The organism is Bacillus sp. FSL K6-2944 (assembly GCF_038005385.1).
Classification (GTDB): domain Bacteria; phylum Bacillota; class Bacilli; order Bacillales; family Bacillaceae_G; genus Bacillus_A; species Bacillus_A cereus.
The window spans coordinates 1,131,147-1,152,197 of record NZ_JBBOTE010000001.1; the positions used below are offsets into that span (position 1 = coordinate 1,131,147).

The window sequence follows — 21,051 nt, forward strand, 5'->3', positions numbered from 1 at the left end:
GTATTGTACGGTAGAAGCAGTGTGAGCTTGAAATTTTTTTAGAAAAGGATGTGCCTAATTTGCGTATCAATAAATTTATTAGTGAAGCTGGAAAAGCGTCTCGACGTGGAGCGGATAAACTAATTAATGAGAGAAGAGTAATTATTAACGGTAAGGTTGCAAAAATTGGTGACCAAGTGAACCCAGGTGATGATGTACGAGTAAATGGAGAGCAGCTTCGAATTGCTCGAGACCACGTATATATCGCTTTAAATAAACCAGTAGGTATTACATGTACGAGTGAAAAATCAGTAAAAGGTAATATTATCGATTTAGTGAATCATCCTTTAAGAATTAGTCACATTGGACGTCTTGATAAAGACTCTGACGGTTTAATTTTGTTAACGAATGATGGCGATATTGTTAATGAGATTTTACGTGCTGAAAACAAACATGAGAAAGAATATATCGTTTCAGTAGATAAGCCAATTACACCTGATTTCTTAGAGAAAATGGCAGCGGGTGTTAAAATTTTAGGAACAAAAACGCTTCCTTGTGAGGTTACACAGTTATCAAAATATGAGTTCCAAATTATTTTAACACAAGGGCTAAATCGTCAAATTCGCCGTATGTGTGAAGCTTTAGGTTATCAAGTATACACGTTAAAACGTACGAGAATTATGAATATTGAATTGAATAATTTACCAGTTGGGCAGTGGAGAGATTTAACAAAGAAAGAGAAAAGACGTCTATTTGCAGACTTAAATTACGAACCACAAGATTGGTAAAATTGTGAAGTGAAACCAAAAAAATTTGGTTTCACTTTTTTAATTAAATAAATAATTTTTTTAAACACTTGCAAAAATAAAATGAATAAGATATATTAAATAACAATAAATGGATGTTTTACAAAAAGCAAAGAAAAGGACACGAGTTATTTTACCCGGTTATACAGAGAAGGAAGGAAAGCTGAGAACTTCCTAACGCAGAAAAATAACTTACCACCTTAGAGCTGCACTAGGGAAATTAAGTATCTAGTGCCGTGTATGCGACGTTATCGCAAAAGAAGCCATTATGTTTTTTGTGATGGGAATCTGGGTGGAACCACGGATATAAGCATATTCGTCCCTATATTTAGGGATGAATATGCTTTTTTGCATTCAATTTCATAATAAGCGAAGAAAAGGACACGAGTTATTTTACCCGGTTATACAGAGAAGGAAGGAAGGCTGAGAACTTCCTAACGCAGAAAAATAACTTACCACCTTAGAGCTGCACTGGGGAAATTAAGTATCTAGTGCCGTATAAACGACGTTACCGTAAAAGAAGCCATTGCATTTTGTGATGGGAATCTGGGTGGAACCACGGGTAAAAGCACGCTCGTCCCTATGTTAGGGATGAGTGTGCTTTTTATTATGAAATGGAGAGATGAAAAATGAAAGAACAAATGATTGAAATTAAATTTCCAGATGGTAGCGTGAAAGAATTTGTAAAAGGAATTACTTTAGAAGAAATTGCGGGATCCATTAGCAGTAGTTTGAAAAAGAAAGCAGTCGCGGGGAAAGTGAATGATGGGTTATATGATTTACGCCGAAATATTGAAGAAAATGCGGAAGTAGAAATCATTACTATAGATTCAAATGAAGGTGTAGAAATTACAAGACACTCTGCGGCACATATTTTAGCGCAAGCTGTAAAAAGAATGTATGGTGATATAAATCTTGGGGTGGGGCCTGTTATTGAAAATGGATTTTATTATGATATGGATCTTCCAAGTAGTGTAAACGTAGAAGATTTACGAAAAATCGAAAAAGAAATGAAAAAGATTATAAATGAAAATATAAAGATAGAACGAGTTGAGGTTTCTCGAGAAGAAGCAGCAAAACTGTTTCAAGAAATGAACGATCGCTTGAAATTAGAACTTTTAGAAGCAATTCCTAGTGGGGAAAGTGTAACACTATATAAACAAGGTGAGTTTGTAGATTTATGTAGAGGGCCACATTTACCATCAACAGGTTATTTGAAAGCATTTCAATTAACTCACGTTTCCGGTGCATATTGGCGAGGTGATAGTAATAACCAAGTGCTTCAGCGCATATATGGTGTTGCATTCTCTTCTCAAAAAGAATTAGAAGAGTATTTACATTTCGTTGAAGAAGCAACAAAAAGAAATCATCGTAAGTTAGGCAATGAGCTTGAGTTATTTATGTTTTCTGAAGAGGCTCCGGGAATGCCGTTTTATTTACCGAAAGGACAAATGATTCGTAACGAATTGGAAGCATTTTTAAGAGAAATTCAAAAAGAGTACAATTATCAAGAAGTACGCACTCCGTTCATGATGAACCAAGAAGTATGGGAGAGATCAGGGCACTGGGGACATTATAAAGATAATATGTATTTCTCTGAAGTAGATAATAAAAGTTTTGCATTAAAACCGATGAACTGTCCAGGGCACATGCTTATGTTTAAAAATAAATTGCATTCTTATCGTGAATTACCGATTCGTATGTGTGAATTCGGTCAAGTACATCGCCATGAATTTAGTGGTGCGTTAAACGGATTATTAAGAGTACGTACTTTCTGCCAAGATGATGCACATTTATTTGTAACTCCAAAACAAATTGAAAATGAAATCAAATCCGTAATGGCGCAAATTGATTACGTATATAAAACTTTTGGATTCGAATATGAAGTAGAGCTTTCTACTCGTCCAGAAGATTCAATGGGTGACGATAAATTATGGGAGCAAGCAGAAGCAGCATTAGAAAATGTATTACAATCGCTAAATTATAAATATAGACTAAATGAAGGTGACGGTGCATTTTACGGGCCGAAAATTGATTTTCATATTAAAGATGCTTTAAATAGAAGTCACCAGTGCGGAACAATCCAGCTTGATTTCCAAATGCCAGAGAAATTTGATTTAAATTATATAGATGAAAATAATGAAAAGAAAAGACCAGTTGTTATTCACAGGGCAGTTTTAGGGTCATTAGATCGCTTCTTAGCAATATTGATTGAGCACTTTGGAGGTGCGTTCCCGGCATGGGTGGCACCAGTTCAAGTGAAAGTAATTCCAGTTTCAAATGCAGTACATGAACAATATGCCAATGAGATTGCACTTAAATTAGCACAAGCTGGAGTTCGTGTTGAACAAGATGCACGAGATGAAAAATTAGGATATAAAATAAGAGAAGCACAAATGCAAAAAGTACCGTATGTTCTTGTTATTGGGGATAAGGAAATGGAAAACGGAGCTGTAAATGTACGTAAATATGGAGAAGAGAAGTCAGAAGTTATTGCACTAGATGTATTTGTGGCAACTATTGAAGAAGAAATAAAGAATAGAAAATATTGATTGTAAAGAAAACACACTATTAGAAATTAGCGTGTTTTCTTTTTTATCTTACAAAAATGTAAGGTAAATGTAAGCGAAATCGAGGGAACGAGTTGTAGAAAAATGAGAATATGAAGTAGGAAATATGTTCATGTTACAGGTGTAACTCTTATTGAATGAATAATTAAAAAAATCTTAAGGATTTACATGACAAAATAATAAGAAATATGTGAGAAATTAATTTTATACAAAAGGGATGGAGTGAAAGAGATGTCAACAAATGTAGTTACTGTAGAAAGTGTAGAAAAAACGTATGGAAAAAGAAATGAGAATCAGTCAAAAGCATTAAGGGGTGTATCGTTAAGTATTAAAGAAGGAGAATTTGTCGGGATTATGGGTCCTTCTGGGTCTGGAAAAACGACTTTACTTAATGTGATAAGTACACTTGACCAAGCGACAGGTGGTAGTGTGACGATAGCTGGTACAAATATTACTTCTATGAAGGGCAATGCGTTATCTGATTTTCGCTCTCAAAAATTAGGTTTCATTTTTCAAGATTTTAATCTACTAGAAAACTTATCAATTTATGAAAATATAGCTTTACCACTTTCTCTGCAAGGCGTACCATCAAGTGAGATTACTGGAAAGGTAAATGACGTTGCGAAGAAATTAGGAATTACTGAAATTTTAACAAAATATCCAACTGCTGTTTCTGGTGGACAAAAGCAAAGAACAGCGGCGGCAAGAGCTTTAGTACATAATCCAGCAATTGTATTAGCAGATGAACCGACAGGTGCGCTTGATAGTAAAAACGCAAAAAGTTTATTAGAAGCAATGCAAGATTTACATGAAAATCACAATGTAAGTATTTTGATGGTTACACATGATGCATTTAGTGCAAGTTATTGTGAGCGTATTTTATTTATTCAAGATGGTCTTCTTTATAAAGAATTAAATCGTCAAGGCACTAGAGAGAATTTCTATCAAGACATTTTAGGTGTGCTCGCTCATATGGGCTCAGCTGCTGAGTCTAAGTAGGGGGCGAAACTATGTTATTTAAATTATCACGTCATAGTATGAAAAAAATGTTAAAAGATTATATGGTTTTACTTATTGGCCTCGTTTAGTATTAGTATTTTCTATATGTTCCAAACGATGGCGATGAATAGTGAATTTACGAAAGATAATAGCCTAATTAGTAGTATTAGACTCGTCTTTTGGGTAGGTGCAATACTATTATCTTTCATTACTGTATTTTATATTATATATGCCAACTCTTTCTTACTCACGTTAAGAAGAAAAGAACTCGGTATGTACATGATGCTTGGTGCAAAAAAGAAAAAAGTAGCACAGTTATTATTTATTGAAACATTCGGTATGGGTATTGTCAGTATTATTATCGGTATTTTAGTAGGGATGTTACTTGCAAGTGTAGCAGGAAACTTTTTAATGAATGGAATGGAAATTTCAGCAAAAGGTAGTTATGCATCTGTATACACACCAGCAATTTTAGTTACAGCTATTTTCTTCTTAATACTATTTTTCATTACTGGCTTAATGAACAGTGTCCGATTGTTACGTAAAACTGAACTAGAGTTAATTCGTGAAGATGAAACACTAGATGAAGTCAAGAAAAGTAAAACTCGCATTATTATAATGACAGTACTTGGTGTATTACTAGTAAGTATAGGGTACTATTTTATGATGAATGTAAAAATATATGCTGAATTAGGTTTTATTATAGCAACCATCGTTACAACACTTGGAACATATTTTATCTTTAGTTCATTACTCCCATTTTTTGTGATGAAAATTAAGGGGAATAAAAAACGAAATGAAACTGGTCTAAATAGTTTTACATATGCACAGCTACGCTTTCGAGTAAATAGTTTATCGAGAGTATTAGGTACTGTAGCGATGTTAATTGCATTAGGCGCAGGTGCGATGACGGCAGGTATGGCTTTCCAAAAAAATGTAGGTATTATGACAGACTTTTCTCGTGTATATGATGTTGTAATTCATGATCCGAATGATCAAGACAAAGCTGCCTTAAAAAAAATGGAAATTGTTGAAGAAAGCAAGTACAACTATAAAGTAGATGGAGAAGCGGTTTATTATTTACGTAACGACTTAACTGCGAAACCACCACTTGTTTCAGACCATTTTGATACAAAAACGTTAAAAGAGCCTGTTCGTAAACGTGTAACTGAACCTTTAACAGAACCTGTATATTCAGCTTTAGAGGCTCCTGAATTAGCAAAATTCCCTCGTATGCCAAAGGATTGGGAAGACGCAGTTGTAAGAGAGATACAAATTACGCATAATCAATTTAACGGAAAACCAGTAAGAATTGCAGACGAAGAGCATTATAAAGGAATTCAAGGAACAGAACACACTGTAACATTAGCAAAAGTAGATGATATGAAAAAATATAAACCGTTATTGATCGAAATAGACAAGAGACAAAAAGCACAAATTGAAAAAGCAACAGGTGAAAAGGTAGACTTATTTACGAAAATGACAATTTATCAGTTTATGAACAGCTTCATGAGCGGAACAATGTTTATGGGATTTTTCCTCGGAATTGCCTTTTTAGCAATGATGGCAAGTTCCCTTATGTTCAAGATATTAACAGGTGCTTCTCGCGACGTACGCCGTTATGAAATGTTACGAAAAATTGGTGTGAGACGCAGTATGTTAACGAAAAGTATATATAAAGAAAGTTCATATTTATTTATCTTCCCAGCAATCATTGGCATTTCTCACGTTTTAGTAGGGCTTAACTTATTCAGCTTTATATTAGTTGACCCGTTTGTAAAAGTGTGGGTGCCAATTGGGATATTCTTAGTCATTTATTTCATCTATTACTGGATAACTGTTCAACTTTATAAAGGTATGGTAATGCCGAAAGAAGAGGTAGCTAAATAGTTTATGAAAAGAGTCCTTGTGTTGAGAATAAGGGCTCTTTTTTTATGTTTTTTATAAAGAAGGAAAAGATTGGATAATGGTCGAAAAATATATGTAACTTCCAATAAATGACTAAAACAATACTATTTTGTCGAGAGGAAGGATACGAAGTATGAAAGAAATGCTACAGTTATTTCGCAACAAAGTGTATGCACGTTTTTTCTAGCAAATATTTTAGAGCGACTCGGTTCTATGATTGCTGGAATTTCTTTAATGTTTTACTTGTTAGATCAATACGGAAAACAACCAGTTTACGCAACGATGACAAAAATTATGATTGCATTACCTGCATTAATCTTTTTTCTATTAGTAGGGACAGTAGTGGATCGATTTGATAGACAACGTATTTGTACAGTAAGTAACATATGTTGTTCGCTCTGTAATATTGGAATCCTAATTTCGCTTTATTACGGGATGATTATACTTGTCTTTATATTTTTATTTTTGGAAAATGCATGTATACAATTTTTCTCTCCATCAGAACAATCGATGATACAGGGAGTAGTTGAATCAGACCAATATGGTGCAGCAGCGGGTATTAATCAAATGGTAAATAGTTTGTATGCTTTGTTTGGTGTAGGAATTGCAACGATGGTGTACTGGACTTTTGGAATTTACGGGAGCATTTTAGTAAATATACTTACTTTTATTACGAGTGGTATTTTGATTCAAACGATCTCCATTCCAGAAAAAGTTCGTTTACCAAATGGTAGAACAAAATGGAAAGAAGTTAATTTGAAGATGTTAATAACAGAGTTTAAAGAAGGGATTAGGTATATATACCTAAATGAAACTTTAAAAAAATTACTTTTGGGATTTATCGTGTTTGGTTGATTATTTTTTGTTACGTGTTTATTCCAAGCTATTTTACTAAGTGGGAAAAAGAGAATTCAAGGTGTGGTTAAAGAGGTTTATTTTTTCTGAATATTCTTTTTAAAGGGGGTAATAGTTATGTTGATGCGAACTGCTAAGTGGTGTGGGATTACTTGTTTACAATTATTCGCTGCAATTCTATGTATAATCTGTTTAGGTGCGCTTCCTCGATTATTTAAGGGATTACAAATTGATTTAATTGGTTTTTGGAACACGATTGTGTTTATTGGAGGAAAGTTACTCCAACCTTGGGAAATTACATATGGATTTCGAGATTCGAGGAAATTATTTCCGCAAATATGGATTCATTATTTAGAGACAATGTTTGTATTTATTTCGGCATTTTTACTGTCATTACTTATTGCGTATGTTCTCGTTGTGTGGGTATTACAACGGTCTCAATCAAAGCAACGAATGTGGAATGGGATTTTTGTCGTACTTGAAAGCATCCCAGATATTTTAATAATTTTATTATCGCAACTTCTAGTCGTAATAATCTTTCAAAAGACAGGCTTTATGCCAGTGAAACTAGCGGGGATTGGGGAGGAAAGGGCTCACCTATTGCCAATAATATGTCTAACTTTGCCTACAACACTATTATTTATTAAGCTACTACTATTACGTTTCAGAGAAGAATTAGAGAAAGATTATAGTATATTTGCTAAAAGTAAAGGGCTTAGTTTACGACATATTTTAACAAATCATATTTCAAGAAATGTTTTGTTAACAACAATCTATTATGCAAAAACAAATATTTTATTTATGTTATCAAATTTATATATTATTGAATGGATATTTAATACGTACGGTATGTTTGTTTTTGTAAAAGAAAATTCAAAATTAGAAATATTTACAGTAAGTTTAATTATATTATACGTACCGCTTTTTATACTATTTCGTTTATTACATACGTTTTTACAAAATGTAATAAAGGAGCGTGTTTAGCATGTGGCAAGTTGTAAAAAGAGATGTGAGATTTTGGTTTGGTGTTACTTTTTTAAGCGTACTTATGATTGTTAGTATTGGAAATACTTTATTTTTCGATGGGAATATCCGTGAACTTACGATGATGTATAACGAAAAAGGAGAACTAGAGGCTGCTCCGTTTTCACCGTCGAATAAATTTTGGTTCGGTAGTGATGAGAAAGGACGCGATCTTTTCCAGCTAATAATAGAAGGAGCGAAATGGACAGTTGGTGCGAGCGTAATTATAGCGATTCTACGAGTTATAGTTGGAGGAGGTATTGGTTTGCTTCTTGGTATGTATAGCAAACGTTCTTTTCCAGTTATAGCATCTTTTTTTGATCCGTTCAGCATTGTACCTATGGTTATGATTTCTTTTTTTGTGTTAAAGGAAGTTTTAGTGTTTGAAAATGGGACAGTACCAGAGCCGTTTCATTTAAGGGTAATATTTCAAATGGTTATCCTTACATGTTTAGCGGTACCAACAATTATGTTATATACAGCGCAGGAAGTCCGTCGGATAAAAAGAGAAGAATTTATGATGGCAGCAACTGTGCTTGGGGGCAGTAAATGGCATAGAGTGAAAAATCACGTATGGCCACACGTATTACCATCATTTTTTTTACTTGTTGCTCAACAATTTGTGAGTACTTTATTACTTCTCTTGCATCTTGGCTTGTTAGAGTTATTTTTTGGTGGAACAATTATCTTTGGTACAGAGGCAGATAGTGTAACAAAAGAATGGACCGGCCTAATTGGTCAAAACTTCCGTCATTTAACTACTCATACATGGATTGTACTTATACCGATTGCTTTTTATAGTATGACAATTTTAGCTGGAAATCTAATTAGTAATGGCATGCAAGATGCGATTAAGTTAGGAAATGTGAGAAAGCTAGAGAGGGAAAGTAAAGAATTACAAGTAGAGAAACAAGTACAACCAACTATGAATGACTTTTCTTTTTATAGAGAGATACAAAAATAAAAAAGATAGCTGAAGACAAATTGTTTTCAGCTATCTTTTTTCGATTAAAGTGGAGGTAAATCAATCTTACCTTCTTCAAATAATTCTTTTATCATATGCTTCGTATAACCAGCGGCTTGACCAAATGTGATTTTTGCTGGCATTGGTGCTTCGTTAGCATCTACAACTACATCAATAATACACGGTTTATTTTGTTTTACTGCATTTTCGAAAGCGGGAAGGAGTTCATCTAAATTCTCAACACGGTATCCAATACCTCCACACGCCTCTGCATATTTTGCAAAATCAGGGTTCGTTAAATCTGTTTCGAATTCGATATTACCCATAACTTCTTGCTCGAATTTAATCATCGCAATTTTATTATTGTTTAATACGACGACAACGATTGGCAATTTATATTTTACAGCTGTTACGAAGTCATTCATCGTCATTCCAAATCCGCCATCACCACAAACTGCAAATACTTGTTTATCCGGGAATGCAATTTTTCCAGCAAGAGCACCAGGTAAACCGCAACCAAGTGTTGCGAGCCAGCTAGAAATGACAAATTGCTGGTTTGTCATACGGAAGTGTCTTGCGGTCCATACTGTTACATTTCCGACATCGACTGATAGAATTGCGTCATCATGTGCTACTTGCTGCAGAGCATGCATAACGCGTTGTGGTTTAATTGGAATGGAAGAGTCTTCTTCTTGATCGTGTAATTTTTCTTCCCACTTTTTCATCATTTCTTGGTGATGTTCTAAGAAGGAATGGTCTGTGTGTTCTTCAACATTTTCAATTAACCATCGTAATGTTTTATCAGCATCACCAGCTAAACCAATATCTGTCGCATAACGTTTCCCGATTTGGGCAGGATCTGTATCGATATGAATTGTTTTTGCTTTTTCAGGTAAGAAGCCGGTGAACGGATAAGAAGTACCGACCATAATTAAAGTATCTGCATGCTTCATTGCTTCATAAGAAGGTTTCGTTCCAATTAATCCTAATCCACCAATACAAAGAGGGTGTTCATCAGGAATAATTCCTTTAGCTGGTAATGTAAGTACGATTGGAGCACCAATATGTTCTGCCAATGCAAGTAAAGATTCTCTCGCATGTTTTGTTCCTTTTCCAGCTAAAATCACAGGCCTTTTCGCTTCATTTATTGCGAGTTTCGCTGCATCTAAATCGTTTTTTTGTGGAAACAACTCAGGCAAAGTAAAAGAAGTATTTGTAACACGGGCACCATTTTTTACTTCGAATTTAGGGACATCATCTGGAATTGTAAGAACGGATACACCTTTTTTCGTATAAGCCATTCGAATTGCTTGATTCACTACGGCAGGTAGTTGCTCTGCTGACATAATACGCTGGTTATAAACCGCAACATCATCAAACATTCTTTCTAAATTTACTTCTTGGAAAAAGTCCGTTCCAAGTAAATCGGTTTCTACTTGACCTGAAATTGCTAGAACAGGGGCTTTATCGAGTTTCGCATCATATAAACCATTTAATAAATGAATAGCACCAGGTCCTGCAATTGCCATACAAACGCCAAGTTTTCCTGTTAATTTCGCATAGGCAGCCGCTGCTAATGCACCAGCTTCTTCATGGCGAACTTGAATGAATTTAATTTTATCTTGTTTTTTTCTTAAAGCTTCAATGATAGAATTAATGGAATCTCCAGGCATGCCGTATATGTGTTCTACTCCCCAGTCAATTAATAAATCAACTAATGCTTCACCGGCTGTTTTCCCAAACATAATTGTTCCTCCTTATAATAGGTAGATAACATTATGTTTTGGAAAAATAGGAAAAATATACAAATAAGAAAATTTATCTGGTTATTTGTAATCCAAGAATCAGTGTGGGAGGAACAAAAGTTTCACTTTAGCAACTTTAATGATGACCAGCGAATAAAGTGAACACTGTTATTAGTAAAAAACCACTAGTTGCCCACATTAGAAATGTAAGGAAAGAGAGCTGTTTCTTAGCTTTCCAAAGCATTTCATGAATTGTGACATATCCAAGTGAACCAATAGCACTTCCCATAATGAGGCCTTGCAGGTGAAGAGCTTTTCCTTCCATCAAAATGCCAAAAACTGTGCCAGTACCGAGAATAAGAGAAAGTAATAAAGTCGTTAATAAAAAGGAAATATATTTATGTTTTGTAAAAAGAAATGGAATAATTAAAGCTAATCCTTCTGGAATATGGTGAACGACGATTGCTATTAAAAAGGGAATGGCAGAGTCATTATGATTTATAAAAGCTGTACCTAACGCAAATCCACTCGGTATATTATGAATAAATATAGCGAAAGAGAGAAAAAGAAAGGTTTGCCATGCTTGTTGATCTTTTTTATGTATCATTGGATGGTGACAATAGTTATCTAATAAGCCCATAACTAAAATACCGATAGCTATACCAAGTATAGGTCCAATCATTTCATAGCTTGAAAATGTTTCAGGAATAATTTCAAGTGACAATAACCCAAACAAAATACCGCCACATAATGCGTATAAACAATGCATCTTTTCTTCAATGAGTTGGCGTGTTGCTACTCCAACAGCACCGCCTAATAGTAATCCACCGAACGAAAAAAATGTTACAATCATTGGGATCCATAAACGTTCCATAGTATCACACTCCGATTCTATTCCCTTATTTTTAGCTTACGAAAAGAAAAGTTAGATTAGTCCAAGTAATTGTGTTTGAGTATAGAGAAAAAAGTAGTGATTCGTTATAATCTATATATTAAACTTAAGTGAGGAAATGAAAAGGGGAATTGGTTATGCAACAAATTAAAAAAATAGGAAACTCATTTTGGTATATGACACCTGTTTCTGAAACAGATAGACCTATATTAGGAATGGTTGTTGGAAAAGAAAAAACGTTAATGATCGATGCAGGGAATTCAGAAGAACATGCACAATTATTTTTAGAAATGTTAAAAGAACAAAATGTATCAAATCCTGATTTTGTAGCACTAACGCATTGGCATTGGGATCATATTTTTGGATTATCTGTATTACGGAATGCATTAACTATTTCGCACGCTGAAACGAAAAAAGAAATGCAGACAATAGTATCTTATGAATGGACAGATGAAGCGTTGGATGCACGCGTAAAAGAGGGTACTGAAATTGAATTTTGTGCGGATTGCATCAAGAAAGAGTTTGAAGAAAAAGCGAGAAATATTAACATTATTCCTCCGGCCTTAACGTTCCAGGATCAAATGGAATTAGATCTTGGTGAGGTGACATGCGTGTTAAAACATGTGGGCGGAGATCATGCACATGATTCAGTTGTTATGTACATAAAAGAAGAAAAGATATTGTTTTTAGGGGACTGTATATATGCAGATATTTTTTCCTCGAAGTGGAACTATACGACGAAAAGAACGTTTGCATTAATAGATGAATTAGAAAAATTTGATGCTGAGACATATATTCTTTCTCATGGGGAAGCGATAAATCGAGAGGAGTTTTTACAAGAGATTCGCATGTTAAAAGCAGTAGGAACTTATACAGAAGCTCATAAGGGCGATGAAGAGAAGATAAAGGCAGCGTACAAACAAGAACTAGATAGAGAATTAAATGAAGATGAGTTAGAAAAAATAACGTATTTTGTCAATGGTTATGAAATGAATAATCTGTAAGACACTACATTAATCAAATATAATTAAATTGCACAAAAAGAGTATTGAAATTTAATTCAATACTCTTTTAAATATTAAGTCCCAAGCAATTTCTAAATTTTTTGGCTGGTTCATCATCTGGATTTATACCACTTTCAAAACTGGTAGTGAAAGGTAACCACTGCCAATCTTCGCATCCTACAAAAGCTATTCTTGACCAATTCTCAATGAATTCAATGAAATTATTCGCAATCTTATACCCATGTCCTTCTCCATCGTCGTGGCTTAGGTAAATTATTGGAGCATCTATATCATCTTTCATATCAAATGCTAAATAATCTCCATTTCCCACTTCACAAAATGCTAATTTGTTGTGCCAAACTACATCATATTCATCATCTAAATTTGAAAAAAACTCGTCAACCAAGTCTTTACGTTCTTTTTCGAATTTAGAAAGACTTTCTAAACTCCAGTGGGGTGTTCCGCAAAAAATATCAGTAAATTCATTTGGTAGCTCTACATCGTCAGGTAAAAACCAGCGTAAGCTAAAATTTCCTGAGAACTCTAAAAGTACTTTTTTGAAGCTATTTGGTAGTTTAATATCCAGTTTTTCTTCTACTTGGATTATTTGTTCAAGGGAAGATGGTTCATCTATACAAACTTCTTGAACTTCACCACCTATGTATTTAATTCTAGAAGTTATAATTTCTATTCGTTCTTTTAGTAACTCATAATCCATCTTATCACCTCATGTTATATTAATTAAAGTATATCATTCTTAATAAATTTTTTTCGTGTTATTGAGGTTTCAAGTAGCAGCTTTTTTAGCTAATTTAGTAATATATTCAAAGAAAACATCGTGTTTTACATCGTAAACGACATTTACAGGTCGTCCATCAGCAGTTTCCTCTGTACGTCCTTGGCTTGGTCCGTATGTATGAACAATACTATTAATTGTTTCAGTTTTTGCAAGGTTAGTGTTTCCGACAAGCGCGGTAGTTAGTACATCCCATAAATAGTAGGTAGAGTTCGTTGAGAAGTGAACGAGAGGGGGAACCATTGCATAGCATTGACCAAGGAAATCCATACCAATATACTTTCGTTCTTTTGCCCATTGTTCACGTATGTTTATAGTTAACGGAACTTGGTTTGTACTTTCTAGTGTCACTAAGTCGATTTTAATTTTTGCATCCCATACACGAGCCACTGCTTCAGGGTCCCAAAACGAATTCCACTCAGCTGTTCCATCATGCTCTGGTTCATGTACATTGCCTGCTGTAAGAAATGTACCACCCATCCAAACGAGACGTTCAATTTTATCTTCGATGATGGGAGTTTCATATAATGCACGAGCAAGGTCAGTTAGGGGCCCGGTAAATAATAAAGTTGTTTTTCCTTCCGTTTGTAGGAGTGTTTCTATTAAATGGTGATGTGCAGGCTTTGCCACCACGGGTGTTACAACTTTTCCAGACTCATTTAAAATTGGTAAAGCATCTACATAAAATGCATGCATCCGCCAGTCTTTCGGAAACGGGTTTTGCCCGCGAGAGTTTGAAGCGGCTACGGCAATATTACCTTTGCCGAAACGATCGATAATTTTACGACTGGCAGACATTGCGGGTTCTAAATAGCAGTCTGCTGGGATAACAGATACACCGGTAAGTTCAACGTTTTCCATTTGAAGTAATAAAAATAATGAAATTAAATCATCTACGCCGCCATCATGATTGAAGTACACTTTTTTCTTCATTGTAATCTCCATCCTATATGATTTAGTTAGAAATTAAATATGAATTGAGGAGAAGTCATCAATAATTTCCACAACTTCAATTTCGCCATTAATCAGTAGCTCAGGAAGCTCATTTCTAATATTTCCTTTCCAATACTCTCTAGCTTGTTCGATTTTTTGAGAAAAAGGAATGCCATCTTCTTTCGGTAAAAGATTACCGTCACCTTCAAAAGAACTTCCGATTACTCGTAGTTTAACAATCTGTAAAACTTCTCGATTGTAAGAATCAAATAGCGCTCTCCATTTCAAAGCATCCTCATAGCTTTTAGCAGCGTATAAACAAGATAACCTGGAAGGGTATTCAGGGAATTCTTGTAGTCTAACCATTTCTACTATTGTTTCTCTAACTGCTCTAATTGTTTGATCCATATAACTCATAACTACTTTAGCATTTTCATTATTTATATGTAATTCGTCATTTTTATAGTGATTATTTAAAATTTGTATGCCATCTTCACCATTAGCATTTAATTGTTCTCTTTCAAAAAAGAAGTGATATAGAGTATTGTGTTGATTTTTGTTAAAAGGAATCATTTGTCCGATATGCATTTTTTTCCTTGTTACGATGTGATATGCGTAAAATTCTGCTTCATTCATGGTTATCCTCCTAGTAATAATGTAATGCAATGTTAAATTTAGTAATTCAACATTGAAATATATAAAACCTTTATAAGTAAAAGTGAGAATTTGAGTTGAAAGTAAAGAAAATACATGAAAACGTTTTAAATTTGTTCACAAAATGTTCACTTACGAAGGGGGTTCCAATGTCGATATAATGACAAAGACTCAAAGAGAGAGGATGATGAAATTCGCCAACAACAAGAAAGGAAAACCTCCAATTTGGCATGATGATGTGCCTTGGAATGGTTATCGTAATGACGTTTTACAATTTACTAATGAATGAAACAGGAGGATCAATTTATATTAAAGAGATTGCATTAGAACTATTAATTGGCTTTATTATTGCGCTATTAATTGAAATGTGTATAGTTGGACCTTGTGCGAAAAAAATTGTATTCATGTTGCCATTTGATAAATCTAAGAAAATAAATATTATCGTTGCAATGGCGACAACTATGGTAATTGGAATGGTGTTCTTTATGTCATTTTTTGGTATGGCTATGATGCATTTACATGGTGGACTACAAGGAGATTCATTTGTTTCAATTTATTTTTCGATTTTTATTAAAAATTTCATAATGGCATATCCATTACAATTAATTATTATGGGACCGCTTGTACGTTTCTTATTTGCAAAGTTTGTTATGAAAAAGAAATCTTTTAATGTAGCGTAATTTTTATTCGAAAAACATTATATACAAATAACCAAAAACACATCTCGCATTTTTGAGGTGTGTTTTTTTTCATTCCAAGTTATTTTCATAGTGATGTGACATTTGTCCTTTTGCCATTATAGGATTATAGCTTTTAATTAAGTCAGAAATAAAAGATGAGGAGATGATTTTTTGAAAGGTATTATATTTGCTGTTTTTGCGGGGATATTTATAACACTTCAAGGAACCTTTAATGCGAAACTTAGTTCACATATCGGTATATGGTCGACAAGTATTATAACCCATTTAATTGGATTCCTTATTGCAACAACTGTATTTTTGTTAAAGAAAGAAGAGAAAGTAACAGATTTAAAGAGTGTGAAAAAAGTATATTTAGCAGCGGGTGCATTTGGTGGATTCATTATTTGTGCAGAAACGATGGCGATATATTCACTAGGAGTTACATTGACAGCTGGCACACTAATGGTTGCTCAATTGTTAGCGGCAACAGTTATTGAAATGAAAGGACTGTTTCATATAAAAAAGATACAGATGGAGAGATATCATATTGTGGGAACAATAGTAATGATTATAGGTATTGTTGTATTTAATATGTAAATGAAAGGAGAAATGAATATGGAGGATAAATCAGGTTTAATTACGCATTATTTGAGAACCAATAAAACGCTCGAGATTTTTTCAGAAATAGATACAGCTTATTTTCAATTAAATCACTTTGAAAAAGGCGAGCTTATTTGCAATATAGATGACGAAATGGATCGTTTATATTTTGTTGTTAAAGGTAAAGTAAAAGTTTACACGATTACACCTGAAGGGAAGAAACTAATCCTTCGCTTTATCAATCCATTGGCCATTGTTGGTGATATTGAATTAATTCAAAATAGCAAAGCACATAATGTCGTTGAGGCTTGTTCAGATGTTGTAGCAATCTCTATTTCTAATACGGTTATTAGAAACAAGTTATTACATGATCCTATATTTATGAAGTTCTTGCTTGAAAATATTTCCAACACGTTAAAAATATCGACTCGTTTTACTGCTCTTAATTTACTTTATCCTGTAGAAGTACGTGTAGCTAGTTATTTGCTTTCAATTTCAACAGATAGTAATGGGAATATGTATAAAGGGGATTTGGATGCAACTTCAGTAACGAGTATTGCAGATTTTATAGGGGTAAGTTATAGGCACGTAATTCGGGTATTACAAAGATTTTATAATGAAAAACTAATTGAAAAGAGTAATGGAGTTATTGTAATTAAAGATTTTTCTAGAATGAAGGAAGTCGCTAAAAATAATATATATGAGCAATGAAAGGGAGAGGAAGATTTTGATTGGATTTAGTTTAGCTATATTAGCAGGAATATTAATTAGCGTACAATCTGTTTTTAATGCAAAAGTAAATGAAAATGTAGGACAGTGGTTAACAACTACATGTGTCCTTGGAATAGGTCTCATTAGTTCTATTCTATTTTATATCATTACAGAAAACAGTATTAACATTAAAGTGTATACTACAAATTATTTGTTTTATGTAAGTGGACTGTTTGGTATCGGGTTAATTATTTGTATAATGGGTGCAATAAAGAGCTTAGGCCCAGCATATACGGTGCTAATTAGTCTTATTACTCAATTGGTCGTTGCGTTATGCATTGATACATTCGGATTATTTGGAATGGAGAGTGTTCCATTACAAGTAAATAAATTAGTTGGTATAGGTTTATTAATTGTGGGAGTAGGAATTTTTAAAAATCTATTTTTGAATAAGAAAGCTATTCATATAAGAAAGGATAGGGTTTAAAGAATTTAAAGGTAAAAGCTGTTAATGGTCAGAACATATACATATAAATAGTAGTAAGTGATTCAATATATGTTGCAAGATGGTGTACATGATTTGAAAATCGATGAGATTCAACATTTTAGCTCCCACGTAAAGCGCATGCAAGATTTTATCCCGCATTAACGGGCAGTAAGACCCCCACCTGAAAATTCAGCGAAAGCAAAGAAGTTAGGTGGGGAGCGGGCTGCCCGTAAAAGCCTGATTGGTGAGGGCTGATAATCAGTGGGGGATGAGCAAAGCCCCATTGATTAAAGTTTCACTTCACAATTATGTTTCTGCCTTTGATTTTATTAAAATTAACATTTATGACCTAAGTATAAATGTATTGAGCTCTTCTTTACTTTTTATTTTTTGAACCGTAAATGAACAAACTTCAACATTTTTATTAAGTTTACAATTCTCATCATTATACGCGTACTACCGTCCCAATCTTTATTTGTAGCTATATCTTTAAAGAAAGGGGAGCAGCTCAATACTTTTATTGTAGAGGACCATTTTTCTATTGATTTTGGATTATTTACGTAAAAATACATCATAGCACCGTTATTACCAGATTTCTTTACAGTAGCATTCGAAAGATTCAGTGCGAACTTTGATTCAGCGTCAAAATATAATTCTCCTCCAGGGAAACGTTTTGACATAGCGACTACGATCTTTTTTAAATCTTCTTCTTTAAAGTAATAAAACACACCTGCTGATATAAAAAGAATACCGTCGTTTGGATTATATTTTATATCGTCAAACCAAGAAGTATCAAAAAATGATTTAGCAATGCTAATGTTTCTAGGGGTATCTTCAATTAAAGTTTTGCGAAAAGAGATTGCATCGGGCAAATCAAGATTGTACCAATGTATTGTACCGTTATCGATTCTTGAAAAAGTAGTGTCTAGTCCGGAACCGATGTTTACAATAGTAGCATTCGGGTGTTTTATTATAAATTGTTTTATCGTATCGTCAATTTTTCGTGCACGGGTAATGTATGTGATACATCCGTATTCGCCAAATGTATTTGCTATTGTTGAGAAGTCAAAATCACATTCTTTAATTATTCGAATAGCTTCTATATCATCTAAAATATCCTTATTTTTCTCACTGCCATATGCTCTTCCCCATAGTGGAATAAGCATTGTACCTTGTACAGATTGCAAATCTAATTCTTTAACCATGAAACATCCTCCGTTTAATAATAAACAATATATTTAGTCGTTATTTAACATTTTTGAGAGCATTGTATTTGTTTTATATAGTCCATAAGTTAAATCCCGCCTATCTTCTTCAGATAACTTTTCGAGGTTTACTGTGAAATTATTATATATTTGTTTCCATCTCTCATAATGTACTTTTTCAGCTTTTTCTGTCAGAGAGATTAATATAGCTCTTTTGTCTACCAAATCTTGCTTTTTTATGATGTATCCGTTTTGTTCTAAGTTACGCACTGTTACACTTAATTGTTGTTTAGGGATGTTTAAATAACTAGCAATCATTTTTAAGTTTACAGGCACCTTTTGCTGGGCGATATACTCTACTACGTGTTGTTCTAAATGTGTAAATTCTGAGGATTTCTCCGATAGTAATTTAAAAGTACCTGACATATTTAATAATAAATTCATGTATTCGTTTAATAATTCGTTTTGGTTCATTGTTTTTGATTCCTTTATGAATTTAGTTATTATTTTATTACTAAATTTACTATAAATCAATTGAAATTACTCTTTATAGTAAATGAACGTTTACTAATAACTGTTTTTTTGAATTTATGTGGAATGAATTATGGAGGTGCGAGAAGTGGTTTTAGGGAACGAGAATATAACCGAATATAAAATATTACTAAACATATATAACTAATGAATACAATGTCTTTTTCAGTTATTAAGTTGTAAAAGATTTTATGATAAAATCTTTTACATAATTTAATAAAGGGGTAGTTTTCAATGGGTTATTTCTCAAATGGTTTATTAGTTTTGTTTGTGCTAATCGTATGCAGTTGTATATTTTTTGGTTGATAATATAATGAGAGTCTTATATAAAAGAAGTTATCTTAAGTGAGATAACTTCTTTTTATTTTATGTTGAGAAGGAATTCTATCTTTCTTATTGAAGTTTGTTCTAGTTATTTTTACATCGATCAGATTTGTGTAATGGGAATTTTATGAAATATAAACAAGCCAGAGAATAGGGAGTATTTACATGGAAAATAGTATACGCTACACAAGTGAACAACCTACAGATTTTAATGGATTATTATCCTTATACGAATCTTTAGAATGGAATTCTCTTAAATTAACGGTTAACGAGTTAGAACGAATGTGTAAGCAAAGTTGGTATGCAATTTATGTTTTTGATGATAAGAGGTTAGTAGGGATGGGGCGTGTCATATCAGATGGAGTCATAACAGGCATTATTTGTGGAGTTGGTGTATTGCCAAAATATCAGTCTAGTGGCATCGGAAAAGAAATAGTGAAACGATTAATCCAGCACTGTGAACAAAACAAGGTTATTCCACAACTTATGTGTGTAGAAAAATTGCAATCTTACTATGAATCTATAGGGTTTGAGGCATTCTCTATTGGTATGACAAAACATATTATAAGATAGAGGTGCTTTATTCCGCTATTTGCCGGGCAGTAAAACCCCCACTGATTAAAGTTTCACTTTATATTTTCAGTTTACTCGTACATATTTTCAAACTTCAACATAAAGGAGAGTGGCTGTATGGAGATTGCTAAAGGGATAGAAATGTTACAAGTTGAATTTCAAGAATTTGTTATTCATCCAATTCTTTTATGGGATGATGAAATGGCAGTATTAATAGATACGGGTTTCCCAGGACAAATTGAAGATATACAAGTAGAGATGGAAAAGGTTGGGGTATCATTTGATAAGTTAAAAGTCGTGATTTTGACGCATCAGGATATTGATCATATAGGTAGTCTTCCGGAGTTGTTGCAGCGCTGTCGAAGTAATATTAAAGTTTATGCGCACGAACTAGATAAGCCATATATCGAGGGGGATTTACCTTTATTGAAGGACGGAAATGTAGAGAACCGACCAAAAGGAAAAGTGAGTGATACTATGATTGACGGGCAAGAACTTCCGTATTGCGGTGGAATACTAATTCTTCATACTCCAGGGCATACCCCGGGTCATATTAGTTTATATTTGAAACAAAGTAAAATTCTTGTTGCAGGAGACTCTATGTATAGTGTGAATGGGATGTTAGGAGGAATTCACGCCCCAACAACTATAAATATTAAGGAAGCACAGCAGTCTTTGAAGAAGTATTTAAATCTAGATATTGAATCTGTAGTTTGTTACCATGGGGGATTAAGTAAGGGGAATATAAAGATTCAACTTCAAAATTTATAAAAGTCGAAGATAATAATTTTTAGATAATGGATGCTAAATTA

The 21,051-nt window shown here is 33.5% G+C and carries 19 protein-coding genes, 2 pseudogenes and 2 other annotated features; of the genes and pseudogenes, 14 read left to right on the forward strand and 7 right to left on the reverse strand.

Annotation, left to right across the window (positions count from 1 at the left end):
• Nucleotides 1-59: 59 nt before the first annotated feature.
• The 7 genes and pseudogenes from rluF (at nucleotide 60) to MHH55_RS05905 (ending at nucleotide 9,104) form a co-directional block, all read left to right on the forward strand.
• On the forward strand, nucleotides 60-767 hold the full coding sequence (gene rluF / locus MHH55_RS05875; protein WP_001222171.1) for a 23S rRNA pseudouridine(2604) synthase RluF: 708 nt from the start codon (nucleotides 60-62) through the stop codon (nucleotides 765-767).
• A gap of 121 nt (nucleotides 768-888) precedes the next feature.
• Nucleotides 889-1,112, forward strand: a binding site (T-box leader).
• Between the two features lie 36 nt (nucleotides 1,113-1,148).
• Nucleotides 1,149-1,370 (forward strand) — a binding site (T-box leader).
• A 44-nt stretch (nucleotides 1,371-1,414) separates the two neighbouring features.
• A complete protein-coding gene (gene thrS, locus MHH55_RS05880; RefSeq protein WP_000663062.1) occupies nucleotides 1,415-3,337 on the forward strand; it encodes a threonine--tRNA ligase in 1,923 nt (640 codons plus the stop codon).
• Nucleotides 3,338-3,586: 249 nt separating this feature from the next.
• Nucleotides 3,587-4,354, forward strand: coding sequence for an ABC transporter ATP-binding protein (locus tag MHH55_RS05885; RefSeq protein WP_000106426.1), 768 nt, complete (start codon nucleotides 3,587-3,589; stop codon nucleotides 4,352-4,354).
• An 11-nt stretch (nucleotides 4,355-4,365) separates the two neighbouring features.
• Nucleotides 4,366-6,244, forward strand: a pseudogene (locus MHH55_RS05890) (FtsX-like permease family protein).
• A 151-nt stretch (nucleotides 6,245-6,395) separates the two neighbouring features.
• Nucleotides 6,396-7,114, forward strand: a pseudogene (locus MHH55_RS05895) (MFS transporter); the annotation flags it as partial.
• Between the two features lie 120 nt (nucleotides 7,115-7,234).
• Complete coding sequence (locus MHH55_RS05900) at nucleotides 7,235-8,101, forward strand: ABC transporter permease subunit (protein WP_000929103.1); 867 nt, start codon at nucleotides 7,235-7,237, stop codon at nucleotides 8,099-8,101.
• 1 nt (nucleotide 8,102) lies between these two features.
• Complete coding sequence (locus MHH55_RS05905; RefSeq protein ID WP_000267876.1) at nucleotides 8,103-9,104, forward strand: ABC transporter permease subunit; 1,002 nt, start codon at nucleotides 8,103-8,105, stop codon at nucleotides 9,102-9,104.
• A gap of 44 nt (nucleotides 9,105-9,148) precedes the next feature.
• Here the strand turns inward: MHH55_RS05905 and MHH55_RS05910 are convergent, their stop codons facing one another.
• Both MHH55_RS05910 and MHH55_RS05915 read right to left on the reverse strand, forming a co-directional pair.
• Nucleotides 9,149-10,849: a pyruvate oxidase gene (locus MHH55_RS05910; RefSeq protein WP_000467241.1), complete on the reverse strand. Its 1,701-nt coding sequence runs from the start codon at nucleotides 10,847-10,849 to the stop codon at nucleotides 9,149-9,151.
• Nucleotides 10,850-10,985: 136 nt separating this feature from the next.
• The gene (locus MHH55_RS05915; RefSeq protein WP_078188027.1) at nucleotides 10,986-11,723 is read right to left on the reverse strand and encodes a ZIP family metal transporter; all 738 of its coding nucleotides are present in this window, start codon (nucleotides 11,721-11,723) and stop codon (nucleotides 10,986-10,988) included.
• 155 nt (nucleotides 11,724-11,878) lie between these two features.
• Between MHH55_RS05915 and MHH55_RS05920 the strand changes: the two genes are divergently transcribed.
• Nucleotides 11,879-12,745 carry an MBL fold metallo-hydrolase gene (locus tag MHH55_RS05920; RefSeq protein WP_001184098.1) on the forward strand — a complete coding sequence of 289 codons (867 nt, stop codon included), beginning with the start codon at nucleotides 11,879-11,881 and terminating at the stop codon, nucleotides 12,743-12,745.
• A 67-nt stretch (nucleotides 12,746-12,812) separates the two neighbouring features.
• On the opposite strand, the gene MHH55_RS05925 is transcribed toward MHH55_RS05920, so the two are convergent.
• The 3 genes from MHH55_RS05925 to MHH55_RS05935 form a co-directional block, all read right to left on the reverse strand.
• A complete protein-coding gene (locus MHH55_RS05925; protein WP_000384347.1) occupies nucleotides 12,813-13,463 on the reverse strand; it encodes an SMI1/KNR4 family protein in 651 nt (216 codons plus the stop codon).
• Nucleotides 13,464-13,532: 69 nt separating this feature from the next.
• Nucleotides 13,533-14,486 (reverse strand): nucleoside hydrolase, encoded by a 954-nt coding sequence (locus tag MHH55_RS05930; RefSeq protein ID WP_085964407.1) that lies wholly within the window; start codon nucleotides 14,484-14,486, stop codon nucleotides 13,533-13,535.
• A 21-nt stretch (nucleotides 14,487-14,507) separates the two neighbouring features.
• Nucleotides 14,508-15,110 carry a DUF2441 domain-containing protein gene (locus tag MHH55_RS05935; protein ID WP_006918613.1) on the reverse strand — a complete coding sequence of 201 codons (603 nt, stop codon included), beginning with the start codon at nucleotides 15,108-15,110 and terminating at the stop codon, nucleotides 14,508-14,510.
• A gap of 248 nt (nucleotides 15,111-15,358) precedes the next feature.
• On the opposite strand from MHH55_RS05935, the gene MHH55_RS05940 reads away from it, so the two are divergent.
• The 4 genes from MHH55_RS05940 to MHH55_RS05955 all read left to right on the forward strand — a co-directional run bounded on the left by MHH55_RS05940 (nucleotide 15,359) and on the right by MHH55_RS05955 (nucleotide 17,606).
• Nucleotides 15,359-15,808 (forward strand): hypothetical protein, encoded by a 450-nt coding sequence (locus MHH55_RS05940; protein WP_048538742.1) that lies wholly within the window; start codon nucleotides 15,359-15,361, stop codon nucleotides 15,806-15,808.
• A 171-nt stretch (nucleotides 15,809-15,979) separates the two neighbouring features.
• Nucleotides 15,980-16,405, forward strand: a complete 426-nt coding sequence (locus MHH55_RS05945) for a DMT family transporter (protein WP_017657649.1) — start codon at nucleotides 15,980-15,982, stop codon at nucleotides 16,403-16,405.
• Between the two features lie 18 nt (nucleotides 16,406-16,423).
• Complete coding sequence (locus tag MHH55_RS05950) at nucleotides 16,424-17,119, forward strand: Crp/Fnr family transcriptional regulator (RefSeq protein ID WP_017657650.1); 696 nt, start codon at nucleotides 16,424-16,426, stop codon at nucleotides 17,117-17,119.
• 16 nt (nucleotides 17,120-17,135) lie between these two features.
• On the forward strand, nucleotides 17,136-17,606 hold the full coding sequence (locus MHH55_RS05955; RefSeq protein WP_017657651.1) for a DMT family transporter: 471 nt from the start codon (nucleotides 17,136-17,138) through the stop codon (nucleotides 17,604-17,606).
• 383 nt (nucleotides 17,607-17,989) lie between these two features.
• Here the strand turns inward: MHH55_RS05955 and MHH55_RS05960 are convergent, their stop codons facing one another.
• Together MHH55_RS05960 and MHH55_RS05965 are read right to left on the reverse strand one after the other, a co-directional pair.
• Entirely contained in the window at nucleotides 17,990-18,811 is an 822-nt protein-coding gene (locus MHH55_RS05960) for a class I SAM-dependent methyltransferase (protein ID WP_043938702.1), read from the reverse strand.
• Nucleotides 18,812-18,844: 33 nt separating this feature from the next.
• Complete coding sequence (locus MHH55_RS05965; protein ID WP_048538740.1) at nucleotides 18,845-19,285, reverse strand: MarR family winged helix-turn-helix transcriptional regulator; 441 nt, start codon at nucleotides 19,283-19,285, stop codon at nucleotides 18,845-18,847.
• 546 nt (nucleotides 19,286-19,831) lie between these two features.
• Here MHH55_RS05965 and MHH55_RS05970 point away from each other — a divergent pair.
• Nucleotides 19,832-20,239, forward strand: a complete 408-nt coding sequence (locus MHH55_RS05970) for a GNAT family N-acetyltransferase (RefSeq protein ID WP_017657653.1) — start codon at nucleotides 19,832-19,834, stop codon at nucleotides 20,237-20,239.
• A 117-nt stretch (nucleotides 20,240-20,356) separates the two neighbouring features.
• Nucleotides 20,357-21,010, forward strand: coding sequence for an MBL fold metallo-hydrolase (locus tag MHH55_RS05975; RefSeq protein ID WP_078187601.1), 654 nt, complete (start codon nucleotides 20,357-20,359; stop codon nucleotides 21,008-21,010).
• The last annotated feature ends 41 nt before the right edge of the window (nucleotides 21,011-21,051 follow it).

Excerpts from the sequence above, each read along its gene's own strand:
- MHH55_RS05905 (WP_000267876.1), top strand. The coding sequence starts at position 8,103 with ATGTGGCAAGTTGTAAAAAGAGATGTGAGATTTTGGTTTGGTGTTACT.
- MHH55_RS05920 (WP_001184098.1), top strand. The coding sequence starts at position 11,879 with ATGCAACAAATTAAAAAAATAGGAAACTCATTTTGGTATATGACACCT.
- MHH55_RS05950 (WP_017657650.1), top strand. The coding sequence starts at position 16,424 with ATGGAGGATAAATCAGGTTTAATTACGCATTATTTGAGAACCAATAAA.
- MHH55_RS05910 (WP_000467241.1), bottom strand. The coding sequence starts at position 10,849 with ATGTTTGGGAAAACAGCCGGTGAAGCATTAGTTGATTTATTAATTGAC.
- MHH55_RS05970 (WP_017657653.1), top strand. The coding sequence starts at position 19,832 with ATGGAAAATAGTATACGCTACACAAGTGAACAACCTACAGATTTTAAT.
- MHH55_RS05965 (WP_048538740.1), bottom strand. The coding sequence starts at position 19,285 with ATGAACCAAAACGAATTATTAAACGAATACATGAATTTATTATTAAAT.
- MHH55_RS05900 (WP_000929103.1), top strand. The coding sequence starts at position 7,235 with ATGTTGATGCGAACTGCTAAGTGGTGTGGGATTACTTGTTTACAATTA.
- MHH55_RS05885 (WP_000106426.1), top strand. The coding sequence starts at position 3,587 with ATGTCAACAAATGTAGTTACTGTAGAAAGTGTAGAAAAAACGTATGGA.
- MHH55_RS05930 (WP_085964407.1), bottom strand. The coding sequence starts at position 14,486 with ATGGAGATTACAATGAAGAAAAAAGTGTACTTCAATCATGATGGCGGC.
- thrS (WP_000663062.1), top strand. The coding sequence starts at position 1,415 with ATGAAAGAACAAATGATTGAAATTAAATTTCCAGATGGTAGCGTGAAA.
- MHH55_RS05935 (WP_006918613.1), bottom strand. The coding sequence starts at position 15,110 with ATGAATGAAGCAGAATTTTACGCATATCACATCGTAACAAGGAAAAAA.
- MHH55_RS05975 (WP_078187601.1), top strand. The coding sequence starts at position 20,357 with ATGGAGATTGCTAAAGGGATAGAAATGTTACAAGTTGAATTTCAAGAA.
- MHH55_RS05940 (WP_048538742.1), top strand. The coding sequence starts at position 15,359 with ATGATGATGTGCCTTGGAATGGTTATCGTAATGACGTTTTACAATTTA.
- MHH55_RS05925 (WP_000384347.1), bottom strand. The coding sequence starts at position 13,463 with ATGGATTATGAGTTACTAAAAGAACGAATAGAAATTATAACTTCTAGA.
- MHH55_RS05960 (WP_043938702.1), bottom strand. The coding sequence starts at position 18,811 with ATGGTTAAAGAATTAGATTTGCAATCTGTACAAGGTACAATGCTTATT.
- MHH55_RS05915 (WP_078188027.1), bottom strand. The coding sequence starts at position 11,723 with ATGGAACGTTTATGGATCCCAATGATTGTAACATTTTTTTCGTTCGGT.